The sequence below is a fragment of the Sodaliphilus pleomorphus genome (assembly GCF_009676955.1).
GTDB lineage: Bacteria > Bacteroidota > Bacteroidia > Bacteroidales > Muribaculaceae > Sodaliphilus > Sodaliphilus pleomorphus.
On record NZ_CP045696.1, the window covers coordinates 1,203,386 to 1,228,464 of the forward strand.

Sequence of the window (25,079 nt, forward strand, 5' to 3'; positions counted from 1 at the left end):
ATTATGGCTAAAGAAACAACAAAGGCACAGCCACAAAAGCAAGTGCCGCAACAATCGAAAAGCGTTTTTCCACTCGACAAAATCAACCTTGTGCTCATCGCGATATGCATTGTGCTCATCGCCGTGGGATTTGCCTTGATGGGCGGCAGTGCCAATGAGGGCAGCAATTTCAACTACGACATCTTCTCGACACGCCGCACCGTGGTGGGTCCCACCATCGCCCTGCTGGGCTTTGTGCTCATGATCGTAGCCATCATGTACAAGAAAAAAGGCAACAACAAGCCCAACGACGCCAGCTCGGAGCAGGCATAACGCTGCCCACTATATATTATATATATATACACACACATAGCACTTAATGGATTTATTTCAAACGATAGTCATAGCCATCGTTGAGGGCTTGACCGAATTTTTGCCCGTGTCGTCGACGGGCCACATGATCATTGCTCAGAACCTGCTGAACGTTGAGAGCACCGACTTTGTCAAGGCGTTCACAGTCATCATCCAGTTTGGCGCCATCCTCTCGGTGGTGTGCCTCTACTGGAAGCGTTTCTTCCGTCTCAACCACGCACCGGCACCCGAGGGCAGCACGCGCTTGCAGCAGTTGCTGCACAAGTGGGATTTCTACTGGAAGCTGCTGGTGGCCTTCATCCCAGCCATGGTGCTGGGCGGCCTGCTCAACGGGGTTATCGAGGACTTGCTGGGCAATGTCGTGGTGGTGGCAGTGATGCTTGTGCTGGGCGGCGTGTTTATGCTCTTCTGCGACAAGTGGTTCAATCACGGGTCCGACACGACCCCCTTGACCGAGAAACGTGCCTTCAACATCGGCCTGTGCCAGTGCCTGTCGATGATACCAGGCACCAGTCGCAGCATGGCAACCATCGTGGGCGGCATGGCCAATGGCCTGTCGCGCAAGCGAGCTGCCGAGTTCTCGTTTTTTCTGGCAGTGCCCACCATGCTTGCTGCCACCTGCCTGGAGGTGTTGAAGATGATACTCAAGGGCGAGTTTGCCAGCATGGCCGGTTCCGACAACGTCTTCACGCTGGTGCTGGGCAGCGTCATCGCCTTTGTAGTGGCCATGCTGGCCATGAAATGGTTTGTGGGTTTTATCACCAAGTATGGATTCAAGGCCTTCGGTTGGTACCGCATCATCGTGGGCGGCATCATCCTCATCCTCTTGCTCACCGGCCACTCGCTGGCCATGGTAGACTAAAGACGAAAGCACATGCTCAATCCCATAGCAGGAGAAATATTCTATATCGACAAGCCGCTGCAATGGACCTCGTTTGCCGTGGTCAAGAAGATACGCAGCTGCCTGCGCAGCCACTTGGGCACCAGCAATGTGCGAGTGGGCCACGCCGGCACGCTCGACCCGCTGGCCAGCGGGGTGCTCATCGTGTGCACCGGCCGCAAGACCAAGATGATAGAGCAGCTGCAGGGCGGCGTGAAGGAGTATATCGCCCACGTGCGTGTGGGTCAAACCACGCCCTCCTACGACATGGAGACCGAGGTCGACGCCACCTATCCCTGGCAGCACATCACCCGTGAGCAGGTAGAGCGCGTGCTGCGCGAGCAGTTTACCGGCACCATCGAGCAAGTGCCGCCCCGCTACAGTGCCTGCAAGGTCGAGGGCACGCCAGCCTATGTGCTGGCACGCAAGGGCGAGAACGTCGATATCAAAGCCAAGACACTGGTCATCGACGAGATTGAGCTGCTCGAGTGCGGCCTGCCCGCCGAGCCCACCATCACGCTCAGGGTGGTGTGCAGCAAGGGCACCTACATACGCGCCCTGGCCCGCGACATAGGGCAGGCCCTGGGCAGCGGCGCCCACCTCACAGCCTTGCGCCGCACCCGTGTGGGAAACGTGAGGGTAGACAGTTGCCAGCAGCTCGACGACCTCATCGCCTGGCTCGACAAGCAAGACTACGTGATGCCCGACCAGGCCGAGGAGCAACGCCTCGAGCAGGAGCGCATCGACAACCGCAAGCGCATGGCGGCCATCAAGGCAGCCCGGCGCGCCCGCGAGCAGGCCAAGCAGGCTCGCGTGTCGCAATTGAAATCGCCGTCAGGCGAACTGTAAAAAAAAGAAACGGAAAACAACATCACACGTATTTATATTTTTATATGAAACTCTCTGAATTCGGTTTTAGCCTTCCCCAAGAGCTCATTGCCTCCAAGCCCTTGGAATTTAAGACAGAAACAGGCAAACTGGTGATACTGCGCGACCAGTGCCGCTTGCTCGTGCTTCACCGCAAGACTGGTGAAATCGAGCACAAAACCTTCACCAACGTCGTCGACTACTTCGACGACAAAGACATGTTTGTCTTCAACGACACCCGCGTGTTTCCCGCCAAGCTCTACGGCAACAAGGAGAAGACCGGTGCCAAGATAGAGGTGTTCCTGCTGCGCGAGCTCAACGAGGAGCACAAGCTGTGGGACGTGCTCGTGGAGCCGGCCCGCAAGATACGCATAGGCAACAAGCTCTACTTCGGGCTCGACGACTCGATGGTGGCCGAGGTGATCGACAACACCACCTCGCGCGGCCGCACGCTGCGCTTCCTCTACGACGGGCCGCACGACGAATTCAAGCAAAACCTCTTTGCCCTGGGCCACACCCCGCTGCCCTACTACATCAAGCGCGAGCCCGAGCCCGAGGACGAAGAGCGCTACCAGACCATCTTTGCCCGCAACGAAGGTGCCGTCGTGGCTCCGGCCGCCGGTCTGCACTTCTCGCGCGAGCTCATGAAACGCATGGAAATCAAGGGCATCGACGCCCGCTTCCTCACCCTGCACATCGGCCTTGGCAGCTATCGCGACATCGATGTGGAAGACCTCACCAAGCACCGCATGGACAGTGAGCAGCTCGAGGTGAGCGAGCAGCTGGCCGAGGAGGTGAACAGCGCGCGCGATGCCGGCCGCAAGATATGCGCCATAGGCACCAGCGTGTTGCGCGCCATGGAGAGCACCGTGGGCATGAACGGCCACATCAAGCCCTTCAGCGGCTGGACCAACAAGTTTATCTTCCCGCCCTACGACTTCTCGACTGCCGATGCCCTGGTCACCAACTTCCACATGCCCTACAGCGTGATGCTCATGCTCACGGCAGCATTCGGCGGCTACGACCAGGTGATGGACGCCTATCAGACCGCAGTGAAAGAGAAATACCAGTTTGGTGCCTACGGCGACGCCATGCTCATCGTCGACTGAGGATTGCGTGTGTGTGTCGCCCTCAGGCATTGCAGGCGGCACAGCAACGGCAGCACATCTACCTCGAAGGTTTATAGGTGATTCTTCGGGCAGTAGCTGCCAATTGACACGGTATTGAAAAAAGTGACTTCCTCGATAGCGATGAGGAAGTCACTTGTGTTTTTGCAGTTGGCCTTGTTCGCAGCTTTGAGCGCTGTAGCCATGTGTGAGGGTGCGACTCAGTACTTGGGCGACTTGCCCCAGCGGTTTTTCTCCTTGAGCGAGTCCTGACAGTGCCAGTTGAGCACCATCACCCAGCCCACGACGGGAAGCAGCACCCACAGCAGCTTCAAGCCGCTCTGGCCCATGTCGTGAAGGCGCCTCACGCCCGACGACACCATGGGCACAAGCAGCAGTAGCGAGACGATAGAGCCCGTGATGCCGTGGTGCTTGAAGGTGAGCCCCAAGTTCCAGTCGATGATGGCCGTGACCAGGTTGGCCAGCAGCACAATGAGGAGGAACTTCCAGTACTCGGAACGGCGAGCCCGCCCCTTGAAGTCGAAATAGTGGCGCAGGGCCGACGTCAAGGCCTGCTTGTAGGTGAGCGAGGTGTCGGTAGCAGGACGGTGCCACACCGCGGCAGGCCGAGGGGCACGGCGCTTGGGTCGTGGCGCGGTCATGACTTTGGGTTGCTGAGCAGGCCGCTTTGCGCGCGGAGCTTGCTGAGGCCGCGGGGCTGCATGAGCGGCTACTGGCTGCGCGCCTGCCGCCCGCTTCTGCACTGGCGGATAGAGCAGTTGCATCAAGGCCGGCACCCGATAGGCCGGAGCCCAGTTGCTCATCGTCTTGCACCACACCAGTGTCGACCGCTGCAAGCCGTGACTCAACAGGTCGTTTTCCTCAAAAGGGCCCAGCTGCTGCCCATCGATGTGCATGTAATACTTCATTTTTCTTCTATCTCCCGTGTTACTCTATTTTTTCTATTTATTATTTAGCTAAATTCAAGATACATCATTTACAGTTGCCCGATGAGTACGGCACCAAAAAAGACTGCCACATAGACCAGCACAATCGCACCACTGCTCACGGCACTCGCTATAGCCCAATTGCGAGCAGCTCGGCTGGCTGCACGTGCCTCGGCATAGTTGCCTTGATAGTAGAGGCTGCTCACTTGCGAAGCCTTGACAATGCTCACAATACCAAACGGCATGCAGCACAGCAACGTCGCCAGTATGGCCCACACCAAGTAGGTGTCGGGCATTGCTGGCCGCTGCGGTTGCGGCCCGTAGCCGGGCTGAGGTTGCTGCTGGTAGGTGGGAGGCTGCTGGCTCGGGGGCAGCAGGTGGCTCAACTCGGGCACCTGGCTGGCTGCCACCCAGTCGGGCATGCCCTCGCGCCACACCATCGTCGAGGCCGTGAGACCATGGCTCAGCAGCTCGCTTTCCTCAAAGGGACCCAGCTGCTGGCCGCCTGTGTGCATGTAGTATTTCATCGTTCACTTTGTAGTATCAAAACGTGTTGAAGGGGCATCAATGCAAGACTAAAAGTCGGAGCCTGCAAGCGCTGCCGTGCCCAGCAATCCAATACCCGCGATTTGGAGTAAGATGACAATGATCGAAAGCACAACGCCCACAATGGCGCTCCAAATGGCCCACTTCTTGGCTGCCTCGCTGGCTGCCACGGCCTCCTGATAGCGTCCCTGGCTGTAGAGGCTGCTCACTTGCGAGGCCTTGACAATGCTCACAATGCCAAACGGCAGGCAGCAAAACACGGTCACCAGCACGGCCCACACCATGTAGGTGTCGGGCATGGGAGGCTGAACGCCATAAGGCTGCTGCGGCCCGTAACCTGGTTGCGGTCCGTAACCTGATTGCGGCTGGTAGCTGGGAGGCTGCTGGCTCGGGGGCAGCAGGTGGCTCAACTCGGGCACCTGGCTGGCTGCCACCCAGTCGGGCATGCCCTCGCGCCACACCATCGTCGAGGCCGTGAGGCCGTGACTCGGCAACTCGTTTTCTTCATAGGGGCCCACTTGCTGGCCGCCGATGTGCATGTAGTATTTCATACTTGGAATCGTTTTAGAAAAAAAACACAATGCGTAAGCTCGCGTTACAAAGGTGACAATTTTTATTCAATATTGCAACTATTGTGTCTAAAAATACCGCTCACCCCTTAAAAAATGCTGTCAAGACGCAACATGCCGCACCAAGGAGTATGACCCAGTGGCGCGGCACGTTGAGTATATATCATAGGCTGATGGCTGCTGCTTCAACCTGTAAGCAAGCCATCACTTGTCGTCGGCAAGAAACTTGGAGAAGTCGGCCTTGCGCATGTCGCCGTCCTTGAGCAGGGCGCGGTGGAACGACAGGGCATAGTCGAGATTCTGCACAATGTGGCCACCCTTGGAAAGCTTCAAGTACTCACGCAGCAAGGGGCGGTACACGGGGTGGGCGGCATGCTCGATGATTTCCTCGGCAGCCTGGATGGGGTCCTTGGCACGCAGGTCGGCCACACCCTGGTCGGTGATGATGATGTCGACGCTGTGCACCGTGTGGTCGACGTGGGTCACCATGGGCACGATGGTCGAGATGGTGTCGTCCTTCTTGATCGAGGGGCACAGGAATATCGAGGTGTAGGCATTGCGGGTGAAGTCGCCGCTGCCGCCTATGCCATTCATCAGGCGCGTGCCGCCAATGTGCGACGAGTTGATGTTGCCGAAGATGTCGCACTCGATGGCCGTGTTCATCGATATCACGCCAATGCGGCGTATCACCTCGGGGTTGTTGCTGATCTCGCTGGGGCGCATGAGCAGCTTGTCGTGCAGCTTGTCGATGTGGTCGAAGAACTCCATCATGGCTTCGTGGCTGAAGGTCATAGAGCACGTGGAGGCAAACTTGCAGCGGCCGCTCAGCAGGAGCTTCATCACGCTGTCTTGCACCACCTCGGTGTACATTTCAAAGGGCGGTATGTCGGTACTCTGGTCGAGAGCGTCGAGCACGGCATTGGCAATGTTGCCCACACCGCTCTGGATGGGCAGGAACGACTTGGGCATGCGGCCCTGCTTCATCTCGTTGACGAGGAAGTCGCACACGTTCTGGCCGATGCGGCGGGTGGTGTCGTCGACAGGAGTGAACTTGCTCTCCTTGCCCAGTGGCATGTCGCTGTAGACCACACACAGCACCTTCTTGGGGTCGACATGGGCCACAGGCTCGCCGGCACGGTCGTGGGCCGAGTAGATGGGTATCTCGCGGCGGTTGGGCGGGTCGAGCGGCAGGTAGATGTCGTGCAGGCCACGTATCGACTCGGGTATCTGCTTGTTGATTTCGATCATCACTTTGTCGGCATACTTGAGCCATGTGGGAGAGTTGCCCACAGCGGTGCCCAGCACGATCTCGCCGTCGTCGGTGATGCTTTGGGCCTCGATGATGGCCACATCCATCTTGCCCCATGCCCCGTAGCGGAACTCCTGGGCCATCTCGCTCAGGTGGCGGTCGTCGTAGTGGAGCTCATGGGCGTTGATGCGCTTGCGCAACTCCGACGACGACTGGTAGGGTGCACGCATGTTGATGGCATGGGCACGGCTCAGCTCACCGTCGGTGTAGTCGTTGCTCGAGGCACCCGAGAGCAAGTTGATTTTAAACTCACGGCCAGCCTCGTGTTCACGGACAGCCTTCTTTGCGATTGCAGGAGGAATCACCTTAGGATTGCCTGGGATTGTGAAGCCTGAAACGCCGATGGTCATGCCATTCTGCACATACTCGGCAGCCTCTTCAGGCGTAAATACTGGATAAATCATTTACTTTTATGTTAATCGATTTAGTTATAGTTGTTTTTAGTTCGAAACGTTTGCGCAAATTTAATGATTTTGTGCGAAAGCGCAAAATTAAACTCACCATTGCATTTCTTTAGCCGCTACTGCGGGCCCGGGGCCGTGCTGTTGAGCTGGTAGATGCGGTCGTAGTTCACACTCACCACACCTTTCACCTTCTGGAACCAGGCGCGCGCCCGATGCACATCGCTCCCCTCGGGCAACTCGATGGCCACGCCGTTGATGATGGTATAGTCATACATGAGGCGCGCGCCGTATTTTTTCACCGCCTTGAGCAAGCTTTTCTTGCCCCGAGGCCCGTCGTACATGATGATGAGCGAGCGTGGCGAGTAGAGTGGGCCGGCAGGCTACGCGGCAGCCGTATCGGCCGGGCTGTAGAAACGGGGGCGCACCTGCTGCGCCTGCACCTGGGGCGCCGGGGCGCCGCCAGCCCTGCAGGCTGCAAGCCCCAGCAACGACATAGCCCATACAAGACAATCTCTGTTCATTGCCGCAAAGTTTCAACAAAGTTACAGTTTATTCTCCACCTGCCCAACTCATGCTGCACGATTTTTTGGCAAAGCCCGCATTATGAAAACGATTGCATCAAAACACAACAACATTGAGGGGTACAATTGCTTGACGGGTCGCCCGATTGTTTGTATTTTTGCCTATACAACTTTTTAACCGAGACTTAAAATCGATACATGCAATGAAGATAACGAGGGAAACCATCGACTCGCCTCATGGTGCAATCACACTCTACACGCTCACCAATGCCCGTGGTGCAAGCGTCAAGCTCTCGAGCGTGGGAGCAGGAGTGGTGAGCGTCGTCGTGCCCGACCGCCAGGGCCGGCTCGACGACGTGGTCATAGGCTATGCCGACCCGGCCGACTATTTCTACGACGGCCCCTGCGCCGGCAAGGTGCCGGGCCGCTATGCCAACCGCATAGCCCGAGGCCGCTTCACGCTCGAGGGCACGACCTACCAGCTGGCCATCAACAACGGCCCCAACGCCCTGCACGGCGGCCCCGAGGGTTTCAGCCACAAGCTGTGGCACAGCCAGCACGACACGAGCGGCGTGACCTTCACCCTGCACAGCCCCGACGGCGACGAGCACTACCCGGGCAACCTGGTGGCCACGGCACGCTACAGCTTCAACGACGAGGGCGAGCTCAGTCTTGAGCTCAAGGCCACTACCGACAAGACGACCGTCGTCAATCTCACCAACCACACCTACTGGAACCTGGCTGGCGAGAACAGCGGCAGCGTGCTCGACCAAGAGCTGTGGCTGGCCTGTTCCAGCTATCTGCCCACCGACCCCACCCTCATTCCCACTGGCGAGATCGCTCCAGTGGCAGGAACTCCCATGGACTTCACATCGCGCAAAGCCTTAGGAAAAAATATTGACAACGATTTCCCCGCCCTGCACTACGGCAAGGGCTACGACAATTGCTGGGTGGTCGACGACTGGCACCCGGGGCAGCTCAAGAAGGTGGCCCTGCTCGTCGACCGCAAGAGCGGCCGGCAGCTCGAGGTGCTCACCACCCAGCCGGCTGTGCAGGTATACACAGGCAACTACCTGGCCGACAGTCCGGCTGGCAAGGGCGCCCGCCGGCCCTACAGCGACTACGACGGCGTGGCCATCGAGTGCCAGGGCATGCCCGACGCGCCCAACCACCCCAACTTTCCCAGCCAGGTGCTCAAGCCTGGCGAGGAATATGAGCAGGTGATTGTGTTCAAGCTGTCGGCACACTGACGCCGCCGCCCCGCGGCAAGCCTGCCGCGTGCCCCCTCTCCCCAACCATCAAGCAACAAAAAAAAAACAAATTCAAGATAATGAAAACCAAACCCAACTTGTCGTCGCGACAACTCTACGACATCAGCTTCGGCTTCTTTGGCGTGCAGATCGCCTATGCACTGCAGAGCGCCAACGTGAGCCGCATCTTTGCCACGCTGGGTGCCGACCCGCACTCGCTCAGCTATTTCTGGATACTACCGCCCCTCATGGGCATGATCGTGCAGCCCCTGGTGGGCTTCTTCAGCGACAAGACGTGGTGCCGCTTCGGGCGCCGCATCCCCTACCTGTTTATCGGCGCCCTGGTAGCCGTCATCGTCATGTGCCTGCTGCCCAATGCCGGCTCGTTTGGCATGACGGTGGCCACTGCGATGACCTTCGGTCTCGTCGCACTCATGTTTCTCGACACGAGCATCAACATGGCCATGCAGCCCTTCAAGATGATGGTGGGCGACCTGGTCAACGAGCAGCAGAAGGCCAAGGCCTACAGCATACAATCCTTCCTGTGCAATGCAGGCTCGATTGTGGGCTACATCTTCCCGCTGTTTTTCACATGGATAGGCATCAAGAACAAAGCGCCCAAGGGCGTGGTGCCCGACTCGGTGATATGGTCGTTCTACATCGGGGCTGCCATTCTCATCTTGTGCGTCATCTACACCGTGACCCATGTGCGCGAAATGCCGCCCGAGGAATATGTTCAATACCAAGACACCGTAGAGGACGCCAAGGGCAAGGTTCACGTGAAGGAGCCCCAAGGCGCCTGGAAAGTATTTTTCGAGGTGGGGCTGGTGCAATTCTTCTGCTGGGCGGCATTCCTCTACATGTGGACCTACACTGGCGGCACCATTGGCCACACCGTGTGGCACACCCTCGACACCTCGAGCCGCGCCTATCAGGACGCCGGCAACTGGGTGGGAGTGCTCTTTGCCGTGCAGGCCGTGGGCAGCGTGTGCTGGGCTCTCGTGCTTCCCAAGTTCAAGAGCACCAAGGCAGCCTATGCCTTGAGTCTGCTCATCGGTGCCATCGGCTTTGCCTTGGTGCCCTATTGCGCCAATGCCTATCTGCTCTTTGTGCCCTTCATCCTCATCGGTTTTGCCTGGGCAGCCATGCTGGCCATGCCCTTCACCTTTGTGACCAACGCCTTTGAGGGCAGCAGCCGCATGGGCACTGTGCTGGGCTTGTTCAACTGCACGATATGCTTGCCGCAAATCATTGCCGCAGCCACCGGCGGCCTGGTGATGGCAGTTGTGTGCCACAAGGAGGCAGGCGTCTTTGTGCAAGACCACATGTTTCTGGCAGCTGCCGCATTCCTGGTCATTGCCACCCTGTGCGTTTTTGCCATCACGACCAAGAAGCACAGCACTCAAGCATGAGCGGTTGCCGCGTCAAGACATAACACGACACAAGCAAGACTTTATCGCCACTGCACAAAATTACACACACACGCATACATCACTTGTCATAAGCGCAACAATCAAGGCCGCGGTCCAAACTGGAAACCGCGGCCTTGCTGTCGTTTATTCTTTCTTCTTGCTGTCGATGCTTTAAAGCTCAATATGACGTGATGATGTAGCCGCCGCTGCTGCCCGTGGAGCGCACCACATAGGTTGTGAGCCCCACCTTGCGCTGCATTGCCGGGCCCGAGACGGGGCCGCCGGCACCGGTGAGCACGTTGTAGCGCGACTTGCACTTGGGGCACACGGCCTCAAGATTGTCGGGGTCGATGCTCAGGGTCACCCCCGCATCGCGCTCGACCGGGCAGGCCAGGTCGTAGGCAAGCGGCATGTAGCTGGCCGTGCCGCTGTCGAGCCCCATGATGAGCAGCACGCCGCCATAGCCTGTGTAGGTATTCACGTTGTAGGGGAAGTTGTGGGGCAAGCCCTTGCCGCGGTTGAACATGTTGTAGTCGCCCACCCCGCTCACGCCGTAGGTGTTCCACAAGGCATAGGTGCCCAAGTTGATGCGCACCTGGAAGCCCGACACCGTCTTGTTGTCGACCTTGTCGCATCCCGGAGCGAGGCACACGATGAGTGCAAGCAGCACCATTGCAATTGTATTTCTCATTTTCCCAGCAATTTGTCAAAAGCCTGATGATAGGTGTCGAAGTCAAACGACTCGAGCGTGGCGCGATAGAGCGCTGCCACACGGTCGTTGCACAAGTTGCCCATGCTGCCCTCGTGGGTGTGGTGCACCTCTTTCACCGCCTTGAAGCGGCCCTGCTCGATGTCGAGACCCACCTTCTTGTAGGCATCGCGGAAGGGCATGCCGGCCGCTGCCAGCCGGTTGACCTGCTCGACGCTGAACATGAGGTCGTAGCGCGGGTCGTCGAGGATGTGCTCGTTCACCTGCACCTGCCTCATCATGGCATCGACCATGGCAATGACGGTCTTGATCTCGTCAAACTCGGGAAGAAACTCCTCCTTGATGAGTTGCAAGTCGCGGAAGTAGCCCACTGGCAGGTTGCTGGTTATCATCGTGATGCTGTAGGGCAATGCCTGCAAGCGGTTGCAACGGGCACGCGTGAGCTCAAACACGTCGGGGTTCTTCTTGTGAGGCATGATGCTGCTGCCCGTGGTAAACTCGTCGGGCAGCTTGATGAAACCAAAGTTCTGGCAGTTGAACATGCAGGCGTCACAGGCCAGCTTGGAGATTGTGGCTGCCACATTGGCAATGGCAGCACTCACAATGCGCTCGGTCTTGCCACGCCCCATCTGGGCATAGACCACGTTGTAGTCGACCGAGGCAAAACCCAGCAGGCGGGTCGTGAGCTCGCGGTCGAGCGGGAACGAGGAGCCATAGCCGGCAGCCGACCCCAGGGGATTACGGTTGACCACGTCGTAGGCGGCCTTGAGCACCGTCAGGTCGTCGGCCAGCGACTCGGCATAGGCGCCAAACCACAGGCCAAACGACGAGGGCATGGCCACCTGCAAGTGGGTGTAGCCGGGCATGAGCACATGCTTGTAGCGCTCGCTCTGCGATTGCAGCGTCTTGAACAGTGCCGTGATGTGATGCACCAGGTCTTCAATCTCGCTGCGGGTGAACAGGCGCAGGTCGACCAGCACCTGGTCGTTGCGAGAGCGGCCCGAGTGTATCTTCTTGCCCACGTCGCCCTGCCGCTGGGTGAGCAAGAGCTCGACCTGGCTGTGCACGTCCTCGACGCCCTCGTCGATGTGGAAGCGACCTGCCTCGATGTCGGCATAGATGCGGCGCAGCTCGGCAGTGAGCGTGTCAAGCTCGCTGGCCGAGAGCAGGCCTATGCTCTCGAGCATGGTGATGTGGGCTATCGAGCCCAGCACGTCGTAGCGAGCCAGGTACATGTCCATCTCGCGGTCACGCCCCACAGTGTAACGCTCAACATCGTGGTTGAGCTCAACAGTCTTTTCCCAAAGTTTTGATGCCATAATTCCCAAAAAAAGTTTATATCATTGCGCCTGGCAACATGCAAGCACTTGCCGGCAATTCCCTTTCATTATGTCAACGACAAAATTACAATAATATTTTCAACTATGGAAAAAGGGCTTTACCTTTGCACGATATGGAACACCAACCCACATTTTCCATCGTCACGGTCGCGTGGAATGCCGCCAGGGTCATAGGCCCCACCCTCGAGAGCGTGCAGCAGCAGTCGTGCCGCGACTTTGAATACCTGGTGGTCGACGGCGCCTCGACCGACGCCACCCTGCAGCTCGTGACCGACGCCGGCATTGCTGGCACGCGCATCGTGAGCGAGCCCGACCACGGGATATATGATGCCATGAACAAGGCCATAGGCCTGGCACGCGGCCGCTACCTGATATGGCTCAATGCCGGCGACGCCCTGGCCACGCCCCGCTCGCTCGAGCGCATGGCCGCCCTGGCAGCCACCGGGCCCGATGTAATCTACGGGCAGACGCAGATTGTCGACGCCAGCCGCCGCGTGGTGGGCATGCGACATCTCACGGCGCCCGACCGCCTGGGCTGGCGCGACTTTGCCCGCGGCATGCTGGTGTGCCACCAGGCCTTTGTGGCCCGCCGCGAGATTGTGCCGCGCTACGACCTGCGCTACCGCTACAGCGCCGACTATGACTGGTGCATCAAGGTGCTCAAGCGCTCGCAGCGCAATGCCTACCTGGGCCCCGAGCCTGTAGTGAGCTTTCTCGAGGAGGGCACCACCACAGCCCACCACAAGGCCTCGCTCAAAGAGCGCTACCACATCATGTGCCACTACTACGGCACCGTGCCCACCATCGTGCGGCACCTCTCTTTCCTGCCGCGCTACTTGAAACAGAAACTCTTGCATCACTCATGACCAAGGGCTTGAATCGCGAAATATGGCGCATCGCCCTGCCCGCCATTGTGACCAACGTCACCATACCGCTGCTGGGACTGCTCGACACCGCCATTGCCGGCCACCTCGACGCCAGCCGCGGCGCGCTCTATATCGGGGCCGTGTCGGTGGGCGCCATGATGTTCAACCTGCTGTATTGGAACTTCGGGTTCCTGCGCATGGGCACCTCGGGGCTCACAGCCCAGGCCTACGGCCGCCGCGACACGGGCATGCAGGCGGCCATCCTGCAACGGTCCACCCTGCTGGGACTTGCCATAGGGGTGCTCATCATCGCGCTGCAATGGCCGCTGCAGCGAGCAGCACTGTGGGTCATAGGGCCGGGCGACGACGTGCGGGCACTTGCCCTCATCTACTTCTACATAGGCGTGTGGGGAGCGCCGCCCACACTCATGATGATGAGCATCAAGGGGTGGCTGCTGGGCATGCAGGACTCGCGCAGCCCCATGATCATCTCGATAGGCGTCAACGTGCTCAACATTGCCGTGAGCCTGCTGGCCGTGTACGGCCTCAAGCTGGGCTTTGCCGGCATCGCCGTGGGCACGGTCACCGCCCAGTGGGCAGGCCTGCTCTACTGCTGGTGGCTGCTGCGGCACAAGCATCGCGGTCTGCTCTCGCGCATGAGCTGGCACACAGCATTGAGGGGCGGCGGGCTGTGGAGCTTTTTCAGGGTGAACGGCGACATCTTCGCCCGCTCCACACTCATGATGGTGCTCAACCTGTTTTTCATGGCAGTGGGAGCACGCAGCGGCGAGATGGTGCTGGCAGTGAACGCCCTCATCATGCAGCTCTTCACCCTCTTCTCCTATTTCATGGACGGTATCGCCATGGCCGGCGAGGCCCTTGTGGGCAAGTACTGGGGCATGAACCGCGGCAAGCGGCTGCACAGCTGCGTGCTGCGCCTCTTCGGGTGGGCAGCCGTGCTCACCCTGTTGTGCGCCACGCTCTATGCCGCCGTGCCGGGCAGCATCTTCGGCCTGCTCACCAGCGACAGCCGCGTGGTCGCCGCCAGTGTCGACTACCGCTGGTGGTGTGCCGCCATACCCGTGGCCGGCATGGCAGCCTTTGTGTGGGACGGCGTGTTTATAGGCCTCACCCGCACGCGTGCCATGACGCTGGCCGTGGCTGTAGCCGTGGCGGCATTTTTCGCACTCTATGCCGCACTGCCCCGCTCGATGGGCAACCAGGCGCTGTGGTTCGCCTTTGTGACCTATCTTGCCCTGCGCAGCCTGGTGCAGACGGCACAATACCTGTGGCGCCGGCCAGGCACGAGACCACTGGCCGACTGACCGAAAAAAAGGGGGAAATAAAGAATTTTTTCGCGATTTGTTGCAAGTGCAATTTATTCAAAGTAACTTTGCAAAACATAGTGCAGCTATAGTCCTTCACAAGGCACCGATAGCACCATTACAGAAAAAAAAACAGAAGAAATATTAAACAACAATTCATTCAAATTTAATAACTTAATTCAGAACTACTATGTGGTTAACAAAATCAAGTGTGGGACGAAAAGTGGTGATGAGTGTCACCGGTCTTTTCTTAGTCCTATTTGTGACCTTTCATGCGCTGATGAACGTTGTCGCCGTCTTTTCGCCCAGCGGATATGACGCAGTGTGCGAGTTTCTCGGCGCCAACTGGTATGCAGTCCTGGGCAGTGCCGTGATTGCGCTGGCCATCGCCATCCATTTCATTTATGCAGCCTGGCTCACCCTGCAAAACCGCAAGGCTCGCGGCAACGACCGCTATGCCGTGTCCAAGAGCTGGAAAGAGGTTGACTGGCAAAGCAAGAACATGTTTGCAATAGGTCTTATTGTGGTGTGCTTCCTTATTCTTCACCTGGTACAATTCTGGGCCAAGATGCAGCTGCCCGAGCTCATCAACAACATGGGCGGCGAGAGCTGTATCGAGCCCTACACTTCGGGGCACTATGCCCTCTACGAGGTATTCAAGCACGTGTGGGTGCTGCCGGTATATCTCATTGGCTTTGCAGCCCTGTGGTTCCACCTCACCCACGGCTTCTGGAGCGCATTCCAGACCTTGGGCGTTGCTGGCGACAAGTGGATAGGCCGCTGGAAAACCTGTGCAATGTGGTGGGCAACCATCCTGTTCATCCTCTTTGCTTTCACAGCCATCTATCTCACCTGGGACTGTGCTTTCTAACCCTAAGCTGAGTATTAACTTTTAAAATTTCAAACTAAGAAAAATGGAACTAGAAAAAACAACTGCTGCTCAGCCCGTAATCGACTCCAAGATTCCCGAAGGTCCTGTAGCTGAGAAGTGGACCAACTATAAAGCACACCAGCGCTTGGTGAACCCTGCCAACAAGCGCAAACTCGACATCATCGTGGTAGGCACTGGCCTTGCCGGCGCATCGGCAGCCGCAACGCTGGGCGAGCTGGGCTTCAACGTGCTCAACTTCTGCATTCAAGACTCGCCGCGCCGCGCTCACTCGATCGCTGCACAAGGCGGTATCAATGCAGCCAAGAATTACCAGAACGACGGCGACTCGGTCTACCGCCTGTTTTACGACACCGTGAAAGGCGGCGACTACCGCAGCCGCGAGGCCAACGTGTACCGCCTGGCCGAGGTGTCCAACAACATCATCGACCAGTGCGTGGCACAGGGCGTGCCCTTTGCCCGCGAGTACGGCGGCCTGCTGGCCAACCGCTCCTTCGGCGGCGCCCAGGTGAGCCGCACCTTCTATGCCAAGGGCCAAACCGGCCAGCAGCTGCTGCTGGGTGCCTACAGCTCGCTCAACCGCCAGATACACATGGGCAAGGTAAAATTGTACACCCGCTACGAGATGCACGACATCGTGATCGTCAACGGCCGTGCCCGCGGCATCATCGCCAAGAACCTCATCACCGGCAAGCTCGAGCGCTTCAGCGCCCACGCTGTGGTCATCGCCACCGGCGGCTATGGCAACACCTACTTCCTGTCGACCAACGCCATGGCCTGCAACTGCTCGGCCGCAATGGCAGCCTACCGCCACGGCGCCTACTTTGCCAACCCTGCCTATGTGCAGATTCACCCCACCTGCATACCCCGCCACGGCGACAAGCAGTCGAAGCTCACGCTCATGTCGGAGTCGCTGCGCAACGACGGCCGCATCTGGGTGCCCAAGAAGATTGAAGACGCCAAGGCTCTGCAAGAAGGCTCCAAGAAGGGCAGCGACATTCCCGAGGAAGACCGCGACTACTACCTGGAGCGCCGCTACCCGGCATTCGGCAACCTGGTGCCACGCGACGTGGCCAGCCGTGCCGCCAAGGAGCGCTGCGACAAGGGCTATGGCGTGAACAACACCGGCCAAGCCGTGTTCCTCGACTTCAGCGAGGCCATCAACCGCCTGGGCATCGACGTGGTGCGCCAGCGCTACGGCAACCTCTTCGACATGTATGAGGAAATCACCGACGTCAACCCCGGCGAGCTCGCCAACGAGATCAACGGCGTGAAATATTACAACCCCATGATGATATATCCCGCCATCCACTACACCATGGGCGGCATCTGGGTCGACTATGAGCTGCAGACCTCGGTGAAGGGCCTCTTCGCCATCGGCGAGTGCAACTTCAGCGATCACGGCGCCAACCGTCTGGGTGCAAGTGCCCTGATGCAGGGTCTGGCCGACGGCTACTTTGTGCTTCCCTACACGATACAAAACTACCTGGCCGACCAGTCGCTGTGGCCACGCATCTCGACCGACGCGCCCGAGTTTGACAAGGCTGAGCAAGACGTGAAGGCCGATCTCGACCACATCTTCAACATCCACGGCAACCGCTCGGTCGACTCGATACACCGCGAGCTGGGCAACATCATGTGGGAATATGTGGGCATGGGCCGCACCAAGGAAGGCCTCGAGACCGCACTCAAGAAGCTCAAGGAAATACGCAAGGAATTTGACACCAACGTCTTTGTGCCCGGCACCGAGGAAGGCATGAACAACGAGCTCGACAAGGCTTGGCGCCTGCGCGACTTCATCACCATGGGCGAGCTCATCGCCTATGACGCCCTGAGTCGCAACGAGAGCTGCGGCGGTCACTTCCGCGAGGAGTACCAGACCGAGGAAGGCGAGGCCAAGCGCGACGACAAGAACTACTTCTACGTCTCCTGCTGGAAATATGAAGGCAGCGACGAGAAGGCGCCTACTCTCATCAAGGAACCTCTGCACTACGAGGCTATCAAGGTTCAAACACGTAACTATAAGAATTAATTTTAAGTGACAAGCAAGCGAGTGGCACGGGCGGCACACAACGCCGTCACGGCCCCGCAACTAAAAAAGTACAAACAACAATGGCAAATATAAGTTTTGATCTTAAAATTTGGCGTCAGGCAGGTCCCAAAGAGCAAGGCCACTTCGAGAAGTACCACATGGACGACATCCCCACTGACACCTCATTCCTTGAGATGCTCGACATCCTGAACGAGCAGCTCATCGAAAAAGGCGAAGAGCCTATCATGTTCGACCACGACTGCCGCGAGGGAATATGCGGCATGTGCTCGCTCTACATCAACGGCCACCCGCACGGCCCGGCCCAAGGCGCCACCACATGCCAGCTCTACATGCGCCGCTTCCACGACGGCGAGACTATCACCGTAGAGCCCTGGCGCTCGGCCGCCTTCCCCGTCATCAAGGACTTGATGGTCGACCGCAACGCCTTCGACAAGATTCAGCAGGCCGGCGGCTACGTGAGCTTTGCCTGCGGCGGCGCCCCCGACGCCAACGCCATCCCCATCAGCAAGGAAGCTGCCGACGAGGCTATGAACAGCGCCACCTGCATCGGGTGCGGCGCCTGCGTTGCAGCCTGCAAGAACGGCTCGGCCATGCTCTTTGTTGGAGCCAAGGTGAGCCAGTTTGCCCTGCTCCCGCAAGGCAAGGTCGAAGCCAAGCGCCGCGTCAAGGCCATGGTGGCAAAGATGGACGAGCTGGGCTTCGGCAACTGCACCAACACTGGTGCCTGCGCTTCGGAGTGCCCCAAGAACATCAAGTTGAGCAACATTGCGCGTCTCAACCGCGAATTCCTGTGCGCCAAGCTGAGCGACTAATCGCGCTACTGCCCGCGGCCCGCACCGCGGCCGCGCAAGCATAACCACTGAGCAGCCCAAGGCCTCGACATGAGGTCGTGGGCTGCTTGTTTTGTGCCGTGGCCTGCGGCCAGCCCACCTGGGGACGACGACTACCGAAGATGCAAACGATTGCATTGTTTATTCACCCACATTTCAATAGGTTGGCTATCAATGAACGAGTATTGTTTTGTAATTTTACATGGTTAATCGAACTCATAATACACTAACATAAATGAAACTGAAATTTTATCTGGATTACAACACCTATTTCGGCGAGGAAATCGTGTTGAACATCGTGGGGACAGGCGGCAACGTCTCGAAGCATGCAATGGCCACCGTCAACGGCCACACATGGACGTGCGAGACCACCCTGGCACCGGCTGCTCACAGTGCAAGGAGCATAGAATACTACTACAGCGTGGAGTGCGACGGCCGCCTCGAGCGTCACGAGTGGGCAGGCAAGCGCCACTTGCTCGACCTGGCAGCCAGCAAGGCCACGCGCGTCACCATCTTCGACCACTGGATCGACATTCCCCAAGACAGCTACCACTACAGCTCGGCCATCACCGAGTGCCTGGCACACCGCGACACCGTGACCGTGCCGGTCACCGACTACGACACTACAGTGATACTCAAGGTGTGCGCGCCGCAGCTGCGCGCCGGCGACCGCCTTGCCCTGGTGGGCAGCGGGCAGGCGCTGGGCAGCTGGTCGGTGCTCAAGGCCATAGCCATGGCCGAGCACTCGCGCAACGAGTGGGTGGCCGTGCTCGATGCCAGCCAGCTCAAGAGCAACGTGATAGAATTCAAGTTTGTAGCCTTCAGCAACCGCGACGACAAGACCATCTTGTGGGAAGTCGACGGCAACCGCACCGTGACGCTGCCCGAGCTCAAGAAGGGCGACTGCGTGGTCTATGAGCTGCCCACAGCCGGCTTCCCCATAGGCGACTGGCGCATAGCCGGCACCGTGGTGCCCGTGTTCTCGCTCAAGACGGCAGGCAGCTTCGGCGTGGGCGACTTCGGCGACCTCAAGCACATGATCGACTATGTGGCCTCGACCGGGCAGAAGGCCCTGCAGGTGCTGCCCATCAACGACACCACCATCACCCACACCTGGACCGACAGCTACCCCTACAACTGCGTCAGCATCTACGCCCTGCACCCGCAATACATCGACTTGCGGCAGTTGCCGCAGCTGGCCGACGCCAGCCGTCGCCAGCACTACAGCAAGCTGCAGGCCGAGCTCAACGCGCTGCCCAAAATCGACTACGAGCGCGTGAACCAGGCCAAGCTGGCCTACATGGAAGAGCTCTACAAGCAAGAGGGCGCCAAGACCATGAAAACGGCCGACTTCAAGCAATACTTCGAGGCCAACAAGCAGTGGCTTGTGCCCTATGCAGCCTTCTGCCACTATCGCGACCTCTACGGCACAGCCAGCTTCGGCAAGTGGCCCGAGCACCGCACCTTCGACGAGAGCCTGCGCGCCGCCATGGCCAACAGCCGCACCAGCGAGTACAAGAAAGTGGCCTACTGGTACTATGTGCAATACAACCTCGACAAGCAGATGCGCCAGGCCCACGACTATGCCCGCAAGCGCCACGTCATACTCAAGGGCGACATCCCCATCGGCGTGAGCCGCGACGGCGTGGAGACTTGGGTTGAGCCCCGCTACTTCAACCTCAACGGCCAGGCCGGAGCCCCGCCCGACGCCTTTGCCACCGACGGCCAGAACTGGGGCTTCCCCACCTACAACTGGGACGAGATGCTCAAGGACGGCTGCGCCTGGTGGGTGAGACGCTTCACCAAGATGGCACAGTACTTCGACGCCTACCGCATCGATCACGTGCTGGGCTTCTTCCGCATTTGGGAGATTCCCATCGATGCCGTGAGCGGCCTGCTGGGCCAGTTCTCGCCGGCACTGGGCATGACCCGCGAGCAGATCGAGGGCTACGGTCTCCACTTCCAGGACTACTTCACCGAGCCCTTCATCACCGACTGGTCGCTCGAGCGCACCTTCCACGACCGCGCCGGCGAGGTGAAAGAGAAATACCTGGAGCACACCTGGGGCGACCGCTACCGCCTGAAACCCGACTACGACACCCAGCGCAAGATACAGCAGGCCTTCAAGGGCCGCGACAGCCAAGACGACAAGAACCTGTGCACAGCGCTCATGTCGCTGGCAGCCGACGTGCTCTTTGTGCGCGACCGCAAGGACCCCTACAAGTTCCACCCGCGCATCGCCGTGCAGCACGCCTTCGTCTACGAGTCGCTCTACGACAGCGACAAGGCCGCCTTCAACAAGCTCTACGACGACTACTTCTACCGCCGCAACAACGACTTCTGGTATCGCGAGGCCATGAAGAAGCTGCCTCGACTGGTCGAGGCCACCCGCATGCTCGTGTGTGCCGAAGACCTGGGCATGGTGCCAGCGTGCGTGCCCTGGGTCATCAACGAGCTGCGCATCCTGAGCCTCGAGATTCAGTCGATGCCCAAGGACAATCACGTGAAATTTGGCGTGCTGGCCAACAATCCCTACCGCTCGGTGAGCACCATCTCGACCCACGACATGCCCACCATGCGCCAGTGGTGGGACGAGGACTGGAACATTGCCCAGGAATACTACAACGAGGTACTGTGGAAGCAAGGCCCAGCTCCCCACCCCATGCCCGGGTGGCTTGCCGAGCAGGTCGTGGCCAATCACCTCAACTGCCCGTCGATGCTGTGCCTGCTCTCGTTCCAGGACTGGACGGCCATCGACGAGGACGAGCGGCTGGCCGACGAGAACGACGAGCGCATCAATGTGCCTGCCATACCGCGCTACTACTGGCGCTATCGCATGCACAAGAGCATCGAGCAGCTCATGGCCGACAACAGCTTCAATGCCAAGGTAAAGAAGCTCATCGCCCAGAGCGGCCGCTTGTAGCCCAACGCTCTGGAAGCGCGCGCACACACACATTCAACCGCAATCCTCAACCAACACCCATCACATGAAACTACGACAACTATTACTCATTGCGCTCATGACCTTACTTGCGACAACGGCTGCCACGGGGCAGCCCGTCGTCTACACCCCGCGCCAGTCCACCTTCAAGCTCCACACCCTGCCCAGTGCCAAGGCCGTGGTACTGCGCATCTACAACCAGGGCACAGGCGGCAAGGCGGTGAAAACCGTCGAGATGAAACGCGTGGGCCACAAGCAGGGGCAGCTGGCCACCTATGAGGCCACGCTCAAGGGCGACCTCAAGGGCAAGTTCTACACCCTCGATGTGAAATATGGCCAGCACTTCCTGGGCGAGTGCCCTGGACCCGAAGCCCAGGCTGTGGGCGTGAACGGCCAGCGCGGCGCCGTCGTCGACATGCGCGACACCGACCCCGAGGGCTGGGCCCAGGACCGCGGCCCCGACATTGCCGGCAAAGACCTCATGATCTACGAGCTGCACCACCGCGACTTCTCGATAGCCCGCAACATCAATCTCGACCCCGCGATCCACGTCAAGCGGCAGTCGAGCCAGTATCCAGGCAAGTACCTGGCGCTGACCGAGCCGTGGGCCATCAACCACCTGAAGCAACTGGGTGTGAACGCCGTGCACCTGCTCCCGTCGTTCGACTTCGCCTCTATCGACGAGAGCAAGCCCGATGTGCCACAATACAACTGGGGCTACGACCCACTCAACTACAACGTGCCCGAGGGCAGCTACAGCACCAATGCCGCCGACCCTGTCACACGCATACGCGAGTTCAAGCTCATGGTGCAGGCCCTGCACCGAGCCGGCATCAAGGTGATACTCGACGTGGTCTACAACCACATGTTCAGCATCGAGGGCAACTCGTTCCAGAAGACGATGCCCGACGCCATCTTCCGCAAGCTGCCCGACGGCAGCTACAGCAACGGCTCGGGTTGCGGCAACGAGACCAAGAGCGAGGGCATCTTTGGCGACTACATGCTCAGGAGCGTGAAATACTGGGTCGACGAGTACCACATCGACGGCTTTCGCTTCGACCTGATGGGCGTGCACGACATCGCAACCATGAATAAAATACGCCACGAGCTGCCCAGCGGCATCTTCATCTACGGCGAGGGCTGGAGCGCGGGCTCATGCGCCCTGCCCGCCAGCAAGCTGGGCGTGAAGGCCAACTTGCCCAAGATGCCTGGCATAGCCGCCTTCAGCGACGAGATGCGCGACGCCCTGCGCGGACCCTTCAACGACGACCACAAGGGCGCCTTCCTGGCAGGCATCGCCGGCGAGGAAGAGAGCATCAAGGCCGGCATCGCCGGCTGCATCGCCCACCCCCAGGTCGACTACAGCAAGGTGAACTACAGCAAGCAGCCCTGGGCCCTGCAGCCCACCCAGATGATTGCCTATGTGAGCTGTCACGACGACATGTGCCTCGTCGACCGCCTGCGCACCGAGCTGCCTGGCATCGCCGGCGACGAGCTGGAGCGCCTCGACATGCTGGCCCAGACGGCCGTGTTCACCTCGCAGGGCGTGCCCTTCATGCTCAGCGGCGAGGAAATGATGCGCGACAAGAAAGGCGTGCACAATAGCTTCAACTCGCCCGACAGCATCAACCAGCTCGACTGGAACGGCAAGCTGCTGCACCCGCAAGTGTGGAACTACTACTGCCAGCTGCTGGCCCTGCGCAAGGCTCACCCGGCCTTCAGGCTGGGCGAGGCCGAACTGGTGCGCCGCCACCTCGAGTTTCTGCCCACGCAAGACTGCGTGGTGGCCTTCTGCCTCAAGGACCACGCCGGCGGCGACAACTGGAGCAACATCTATGTAGTGCTCAATGCCCGCAACACCCCGGCCAGGGTCGAGGTGCCGCAAGGCTGGTACACCGTGGTGGCAGCAGGCGGCAAGATCGATGCCGGCGGCATGGGCACCTTCAACGGCTCGGCCGTCGAGGTGGCCCCCCAATCGGCATTGATCATGCACCAGTAACAAAAGAAACACATTCACAATCACAAGACAAACAAAATAAAGATGAAAAAAATACTTCTTTCGGCAATGATAATGACAGCTATGGCAGCCGGTGCAGCCACCGTCGATGTCGACCGCATCGACCCGCCCAACTGGTACACCGGCCTCAACGACCCCTCGCTGCAGCTCATGATTTACGGCAAGGGCATCAAGGGTGCCGAGGTGACTACCAACTACCCGGGCGTGAGCATCGACAGCGTGGTCAACGTGGAGAGCGCCAACTACCTGCTTGTGTATCTCAACGTGAAAGACGCCCAACCCGGGGCCATGACGCTCAACTTCAGCCACAACGGCAAGCGCAAGGCAGTGAAATATGAGCTCAAGGCACGCTCCATGAGCGGCGAGCAGCACCAGGGCTTCACCGCTGCCGATGTGCTCTACATGCTCATGCCCGACCGCTTTGCCGACGGCAACCCGCGCAACGGCCAGCTCGCAGGCATGCAGCCCTACACCTGCAACCGCAACGAGCCCAGCCTGAGGCACGGCGGCGACCTCAAAGGCATAGAGCAGCACCTCGACTACTTCGACCAGCTGGGTGTGACCGCCTTGTGGTTCACTCCAGTGCTCGAGAACAACAGCCCCGACGAGAACGGCACCTTCAGCACCTATCACGGCTATGCCACCACCGACTACTACAAGGTAGACCCCCGCTTTGGCACCAACGACGAGTACAAGCAGCTCGTGGCCCAGGCCCACCAGCACGGGCTCAAGGTGGTGATGGACATGATATTCAACCATTGCGGCCTCTACCATCCCTGGCTCAAAGACCTGCCCTCCAAGGACTGGCTCAACTGGCCCGCCGGCTACCAGAAGTATATGCAGACGAGCTACAAGCTCACCCCCGTCATGGACCCCTATGCCAGCCAGGTCGACAAGAAAGAGACCCTCGAGGGCTGGTTTGTGCCCACCATGCCCGACCTCAACCAGAACAACCCCCACGTGATGACCTACCTCATACAGAACAGCGTGTGGTGGATTGAGACCGTGGGCATCGACGGCATACGCATGGACACCTATCCCTATGCCTACAAGCAGCCCATGGCCCGCTGGATGAAGCGCCTCAACGACGAGTACCCCAACTTCAACGTGGTGGGTGAGACCTGGGTCACCGAGCCTGCCTACACCGCCGCCTGGCAGAAGGACTCCCCCCTGAGCAACGACAACAGCTACCTGCCCACCGTGATGGACTTCTCCTTCTACGAGAAACTCGACTCGGCCAAAAACGAGGAAACCGACGGCTGGTGGAAAGGCTACAACCGCATCTACAACAGCTTTGTCTACGATTACCTCTACAAGGATCCCAGCCACGTGATGGCCTTTATCGAGAATCACGACACCGACCGCTTCCTGGCCGACGGCAAAGACGTGCAGGCCCTGAAACAGGCCTTGGCCCTGCTGCTCACCGTGAAACGCATACCGCAACTCTACTACGGCACCGAGGTGCTCATGAACGGCACCAAGCAGGTCACCGACGGCAATGTGCGCAAGGACTTCATGGGCGGTTTCCCCGGCGACAAGCGCAACTGCTTCACGCGCGAGGGCCGCACGGCCCAGGAAAACGACATGTTCGACTGGCTGAGCGCCGTGTTGCACTGGCGCCAGCACAACGACGTGATCGCCAAAGGCACAATGACACAATTTTGCCCCTATGGCGGCGTCTATGTCGTCGCCCGACGCTACCAGGGCAAGAAAGTGATGACCGTGCTCAACGGCACCAGCAAGGCAGCCACACTGAGCGTGAACCGCTATGCCGAGGTCATCGAGGGCGCCACCACAGCCCGCGACGTGCCCACAGGCAAGATCGTGGACCTGACACGGGACTACAACCTCGCCCCCCGCGAGGCCCTCATCCTGGAATTCTGACCATTTCTATAGCAATCACACCGGCACCCCGATGGCCGCAATGCAAAGGCAGGCATCGGGGTG

The 25,079-nt window shown here is 59.3% G+C and carries 21 protein-coding genes and 1 pseudogene; 14 read left to right on the plus strand and 8 right to left on the minus strand.

The genetic code is table 11. The features are described from left to right. The first annotated feature begins 3 nt into the window (after positions 1–3). The 4 genes and pseudogenes from GF423_RS04945 (at position 4) to queA (ending at position 3,207) form a co-directional block, all read left to right on the plus strand. Entirely contained in the window at positions 4–312 is a 309-nt protein-coding gene (locus tag GF423_RS04945; RefSeq protein WP_154327304.1) for a DUF3098 domain-containing protein, read from the plus strand. 46 nt (positions 313–358) lie between these two features. Next, complete coding sequence (locus GF423_RS04950; protein ID WP_154327305.1) at positions 359–1,213, plus strand: undecaprenyl-diphosphate phosphatase; 855 nt, start codon at positions 359–361, stop codon at positions 1,211–1,213. A 12-nt stretch (positions 1,214–1,225) separates the two neighbouring features. Then, a pseudogene (gene truB, locus GF423_RS04955) lies at positions 1,226–1,924 on the plus strand (tRNA pseudouridine(55) synthase TruB); the annotation flags it as partial. A 200-nt stretch (positions 1,925–2,124) separates the two neighbouring features. Beyond that, positions 2,125–3,207, plus strand: coding sequence for a tRNA preQ1(34) S-adenosylmethionine ribosyltransferase-isomerase QueA (queA, locus tag GF423_RS04960; protein ID WP_154327307.1), 1,083 nt, complete (start codon positions 2,125–2,127; stop codon positions 3,205–3,207). A gap of 218 nt (positions 3,208–3,425) precedes the next feature. On the opposite strand, the gene GF423_RS04965 is transcribed toward queA, so the two are convergent. The 6 genes from GF423_RS04965 to GF423_RS04990 all read right to left on the minus strand — a co-directional run bounded on the left by GF423_RS04965 (position 3,426) and on the right by GF423_RS04990 (position 7,500). Then, on the minus strand, positions 3,426–4,133 hold the full coding sequence (locus tag GF423_RS04965; RefSeq protein WP_154327308.1) for a DUF805 domain-containing protein: 708 nt from the start codon (positions 4,131–4,133) through the stop codon (positions 3,426–3,428). 68 nt (positions 4,134–4,201) lie between these two features. Then, positions 4,202–4,678 carry a CD225/dispanin family protein gene (locus tag GF423_RS04970; RefSeq protein ID WP_154327309.1) on the minus strand — a complete coding sequence of 159 codons (477 nt, stop codon included), beginning with the start codon at positions 4,676–4,678 and terminating at the stop codon, positions 4,202–4,204. A 48-nt stretch (positions 4,679–4,726) separates the two neighbouring features. Continuing rightward, entirely contained in the window at positions 4,727–5,248 is a 522-nt protein-coding gene (locus GF423_RS04975) for a CD225/dispanin family protein (RefSeq protein ID WP_154327310.1), read from the minus strand. Positions 5,249–5,470: 222 nt separating this feature from the next. Beyond that, a complete protein-coding gene (locus tag GF423_RS04980) occupies positions 5,471–6,979 on the minus strand; it encodes a butyryl-CoA:acetate CoA transferase (protein WP_154327311.1) in 1,509 nt (502 codons plus the stop codon). Between the two features lie 116 nt (positions 6,980–7,095). After that, the gene (locus tag GF423_RS04985) at positions 7,096–7,320 is read right to left on the minus strand and encodes a hypothetical protein (RefSeq protein WP_154327312.1); all 225 of its coding nucleotides are present in this window, start codon (positions 7,318–7,320) and stop codon (positions 7,096–7,098) included. Positions 7,321–7,359: 39 nt separating this feature from the next. Beyond that, a complete protein-coding gene (locus tag GF423_RS04990) occupies positions 7,360–7,500 on the minus strand; it encodes a hypothetical protein (RefSeq protein WP_154327313.1) in 141 nt (46 codons plus the stop codon). Positions 7,501–7,703: 203 nt separating this feature from the next. Between GF423_RS04990 and GF423_RS04995 the strand changes: the two genes are divergently transcribed. Continuing rightward, entirely contained in the window at positions 7,704–8,750 is a 1,047-nt protein-coding gene (locus tag GF423_RS04995) for an aldose epimerase family protein (RefSeq protein ID WP_154327314.1), read from the plus strand. Between the two features lie 80 nt (positions 8,751–8,830). Continuing rightward, positions 8,831–10,162, plus strand: coding sequence for an MFS transporter (locus GF423_RS05000; protein ID WP_154327315.1), 1,332 nt, complete (start codon positions 8,831–8,833; stop codon positions 10,160–10,162). Between the two features lie 178 nt (positions 10,163–10,340). Here GF423_RS05000 and GF423_RS05005 read toward each other — a convergent pair whose 3' ends face one another. Further along, positions 10,341–10,853 carry a hypothetical protein gene (locus GF423_RS05005; protein ID WP_154327316.1) on the minus strand — a complete coding sequence of 171 codons (513 nt, stop codon included), beginning with the start codon at positions 10,851–10,853 and terminating at the stop codon, positions 10,341–10,343. Then, complete coding sequence (gene argH / locus GF423_RS05010) at positions 10,850–12,190, minus strand: argininosuccinate lyase (protein ID WP_154327317.1); 1,341 nt, start codon at positions 12,188–12,190, stop codon at positions 10,850–10,852. The genes GF423_RS05005 and argH overlap by 4 nt, the downstream gene beginning before the upstream one ends. Positions 12,191–12,324: 134 nt before the next feature. Here argH and GF423_RS05015 point away from each other — a divergent pair, with 134 nt between their 5' ends. From GF423_RS05015 to GF423_RS05050, 8 genes are all read left to right on the plus strand, one after another. Then, positions 12,325–13,077, plus strand: a complete 753-nt coding sequence (locus GF423_RS05015) for a glycosyltransferase family 2 protein (RefSeq protein WP_154327318.1) — start codon at positions 12,325–12,327, stop codon at positions 13,075–13,077. Beyond that, entirely contained in the window at positions 13,074–14,402 is a 1,329-nt protein-coding gene (locus GF423_RS05020) for an MATE family efflux transporter (RefSeq protein WP_154327319.1), read from the plus strand. The genes GF423_RS05015 and GF423_RS05020 overlap by 4 nt, the downstream gene beginning before the upstream one ends. Positions 14,403–14,592: 190 nt before the next feature. Further along, the gene (locus tag GF423_RS05025) at positions 14,593–15,273 is read left to right on the plus strand and encodes a succinate dehydrogenase cytochrome b subunit (protein WP_154327320.1); all 681 of its coding nucleotides are present in this window, start codon (positions 14,593–14,595) and stop codon (positions 15,271–15,273) included. A 43-nt stretch (positions 15,274–15,316) separates the two neighbouring features. Further along, on the plus strand, positions 15,317–17,323 hold the full coding sequence (locus GF423_RS05030) for a fumarate reductase/succinate dehydrogenase flavoprotein subunit (protein ID WP_154327321.1): 2,007 nt from the start codon (positions 15,317–15,319) through the stop codon (positions 17,321–17,323). Positions 17,324–17,403: 80 nt separating this feature from the next. Next, entirely contained in the window at positions 17,404–18,156 is a 753-nt protein-coding gene (locus tag GF423_RS05035; RefSeq protein ID WP_154327322.1) for a succinate dehydrogenase/fumarate reductase iron-sulfur subunit, read from the plus strand. A 253-nt stretch (positions 18,157–18,409) separates the two neighbouring features. Continuing rightward, a complete protein-coding gene (locus GF423_RS05040) occupies positions 18,410–21,097 on the plus strand; it encodes a 4-alpha-glucanotransferase (RefSeq protein WP_154327323.1) in 2,688 nt (895 codons plus the stop codon). Positions 21,098–21,161: 64 nt separating this feature from the next. Next, positions 21,162–23,114: a type I pullulanase gene (gene pulA, locus GF423_RS05045; RefSeq protein WP_154327324.1), complete on the plus strand. Its 1,953-nt coding sequence runs from the start codon at positions 21,162–21,164 to the stop codon at positions 23,112–23,114. Between the two features lie 42 nt (positions 23,115–23,156). Then, on the plus strand, positions 23,157–25,016 hold the full coding sequence (locus GF423_RS05050; protein ID WP_154327325.1) for a glycoside hydrolase family 13 protein: 1,860 nt from the start codon (positions 23,157–23,159) through the stop codon (positions 25,014–25,016). Positions 25,017–25,079: the final 63 nt, after the last annotated feature.

Bases quoted from the DNA above. Each gene is read 5' to 3' on its own strand.
- queA (WP_154327307.1), top strand. From the start codon at position 2,125: ATGAAACTCTCTGAATTCGGTTTTAGCCTTCCCCAAGAGCTCATTGCC.
- GF423_RS05050 (WP_154327325.1), top strand. From the start codon at position 23,157: ATGAAAAAAATACTTCTTTCGGCAATGATAATGACAGCTATGGCAGCC.
- GF423_RS05005 (WP_154327316.1), bottom strand. From the start codon at position 10,853: ATGAGAAATACAATTGCAATGGTGCTGCTTGCACTCATCGTGTGCCTC.
- GF423_RS04995 (WP_154327314.1), top strand. From the start codon at position 7,704: ATGAAGATAACGAGGGAAACCATCGACTCGCCTCATGGTGCAATCACA.
- GF423_RS05035 (WP_154327322.1), top strand. From the start codon at position 17,404: ATGGCAAATATAAGTTTTGATCTTAAAATTTGGCGTCAGGCAGGTCCC.
- GF423_RS05000 (WP_154327315.1), top strand. From the start codon at position 8,831: ATGAAAACCAAACCCAACTTGTCGTCGCGACAACTCTACGACATCAGC.
- GF423_RS05030 (WP_154327321.1), top strand. From the start codon at position 15,317: ATGGAACTAGAAAAAACAACTGCTGCTCAGCCCGTAATCGACTCCAAG.
- GF423_RS05040 (WP_154327323.1), top strand. From the start codon at position 18,410: ATGAAACTGAAATTTTATCTGGATTACAACACCTATTTCGGCGAGGAA.
- GF423_RS04970 (WP_154327309.1), bottom strand. From the start codon at position 4,678: ATGAAATACTACATGCACACAGGCGGCCAGCAGCTGGGTCCCTTTGAG.
- GF423_RS04980 (WP_154327311.1), bottom strand. From the start codon at position 6,979: ATGATTTATCCAGTATTTACGCCTGAAGAGGCTGCCGAGTATGTGCAG.
- argH (WP_154327317.1), bottom strand. From the start codon at position 12,190: ATGGCATCAAAACTTTGGGAAAAGACTGTTGAGCTCAACCACGATGTT.
- GF423_RS04990 (WP_154327313.1), bottom strand. From the start codon at position 7,500: ATGAACAGAGATTGTCTTGTATGGGCTATGTCGTTGCTGGGGCTTGCA.
- GF423_RS04950 (WP_154327305.1), top strand. From the start codon at position 359: ATGGATTTATTTCAAACGATAGTCATAGCCATCGTTGAGGGCTTGACC.
- GF423_RS04945 (WP_154327304.1), top strand. From the start codon at position 4: ATGGCTAAAGAAACAACAAAGGCACAGCCACAAAAGCAAGTGCCGCAA.
- GF423_RS05020 (WP_154327319.1), top strand. From the start codon at position 13,074: ATGACCAAGGGCTTGAATCGCGAAATATGGCGCATCGCCCTGCCCGCC.
- GF423_RS05015 (WP_154327318.1), top strand. From the start codon at position 12,325: ATGGAACACCAACCCACATTTTCCATCGTCACGGTCGCGTGGAATGCC.
- GF423_RS04965 (WP_154327308.1), bottom strand. From the start codon at position 4,133: ATGAAGTATTACATGCACATCGATGGGCAGCAGCTGGGCCCTTTTGAG.
- pulA (WP_154327324.1), top strand. From the start codon at position 21,162: ATGAAACTACGACAACTATTACTCATTGCGCTCATGACCTTACTTGCG.
- GF423_RS05025 (WP_154327320.1), top strand. From the start codon at position 14,593: ATGTGGTTAACAAAATCAAGTGTGGGACGAAAAGTGGTGATGAGTGTC.
- GF423_RS04985 (WP_154327312.1), bottom strand. From the start codon at position 7,320: ATGTACGACGGGCCTCGGGGCAAGAAAAGCTTGCTCAAGGCGGTGAAA.
- GF423_RS04975 (WP_154327310.1), bottom strand. From the start codon at position 5,248: ATGAAATACTACATGCACATCGGCGGCCAGCAAGTGGGCCCCTATGAA.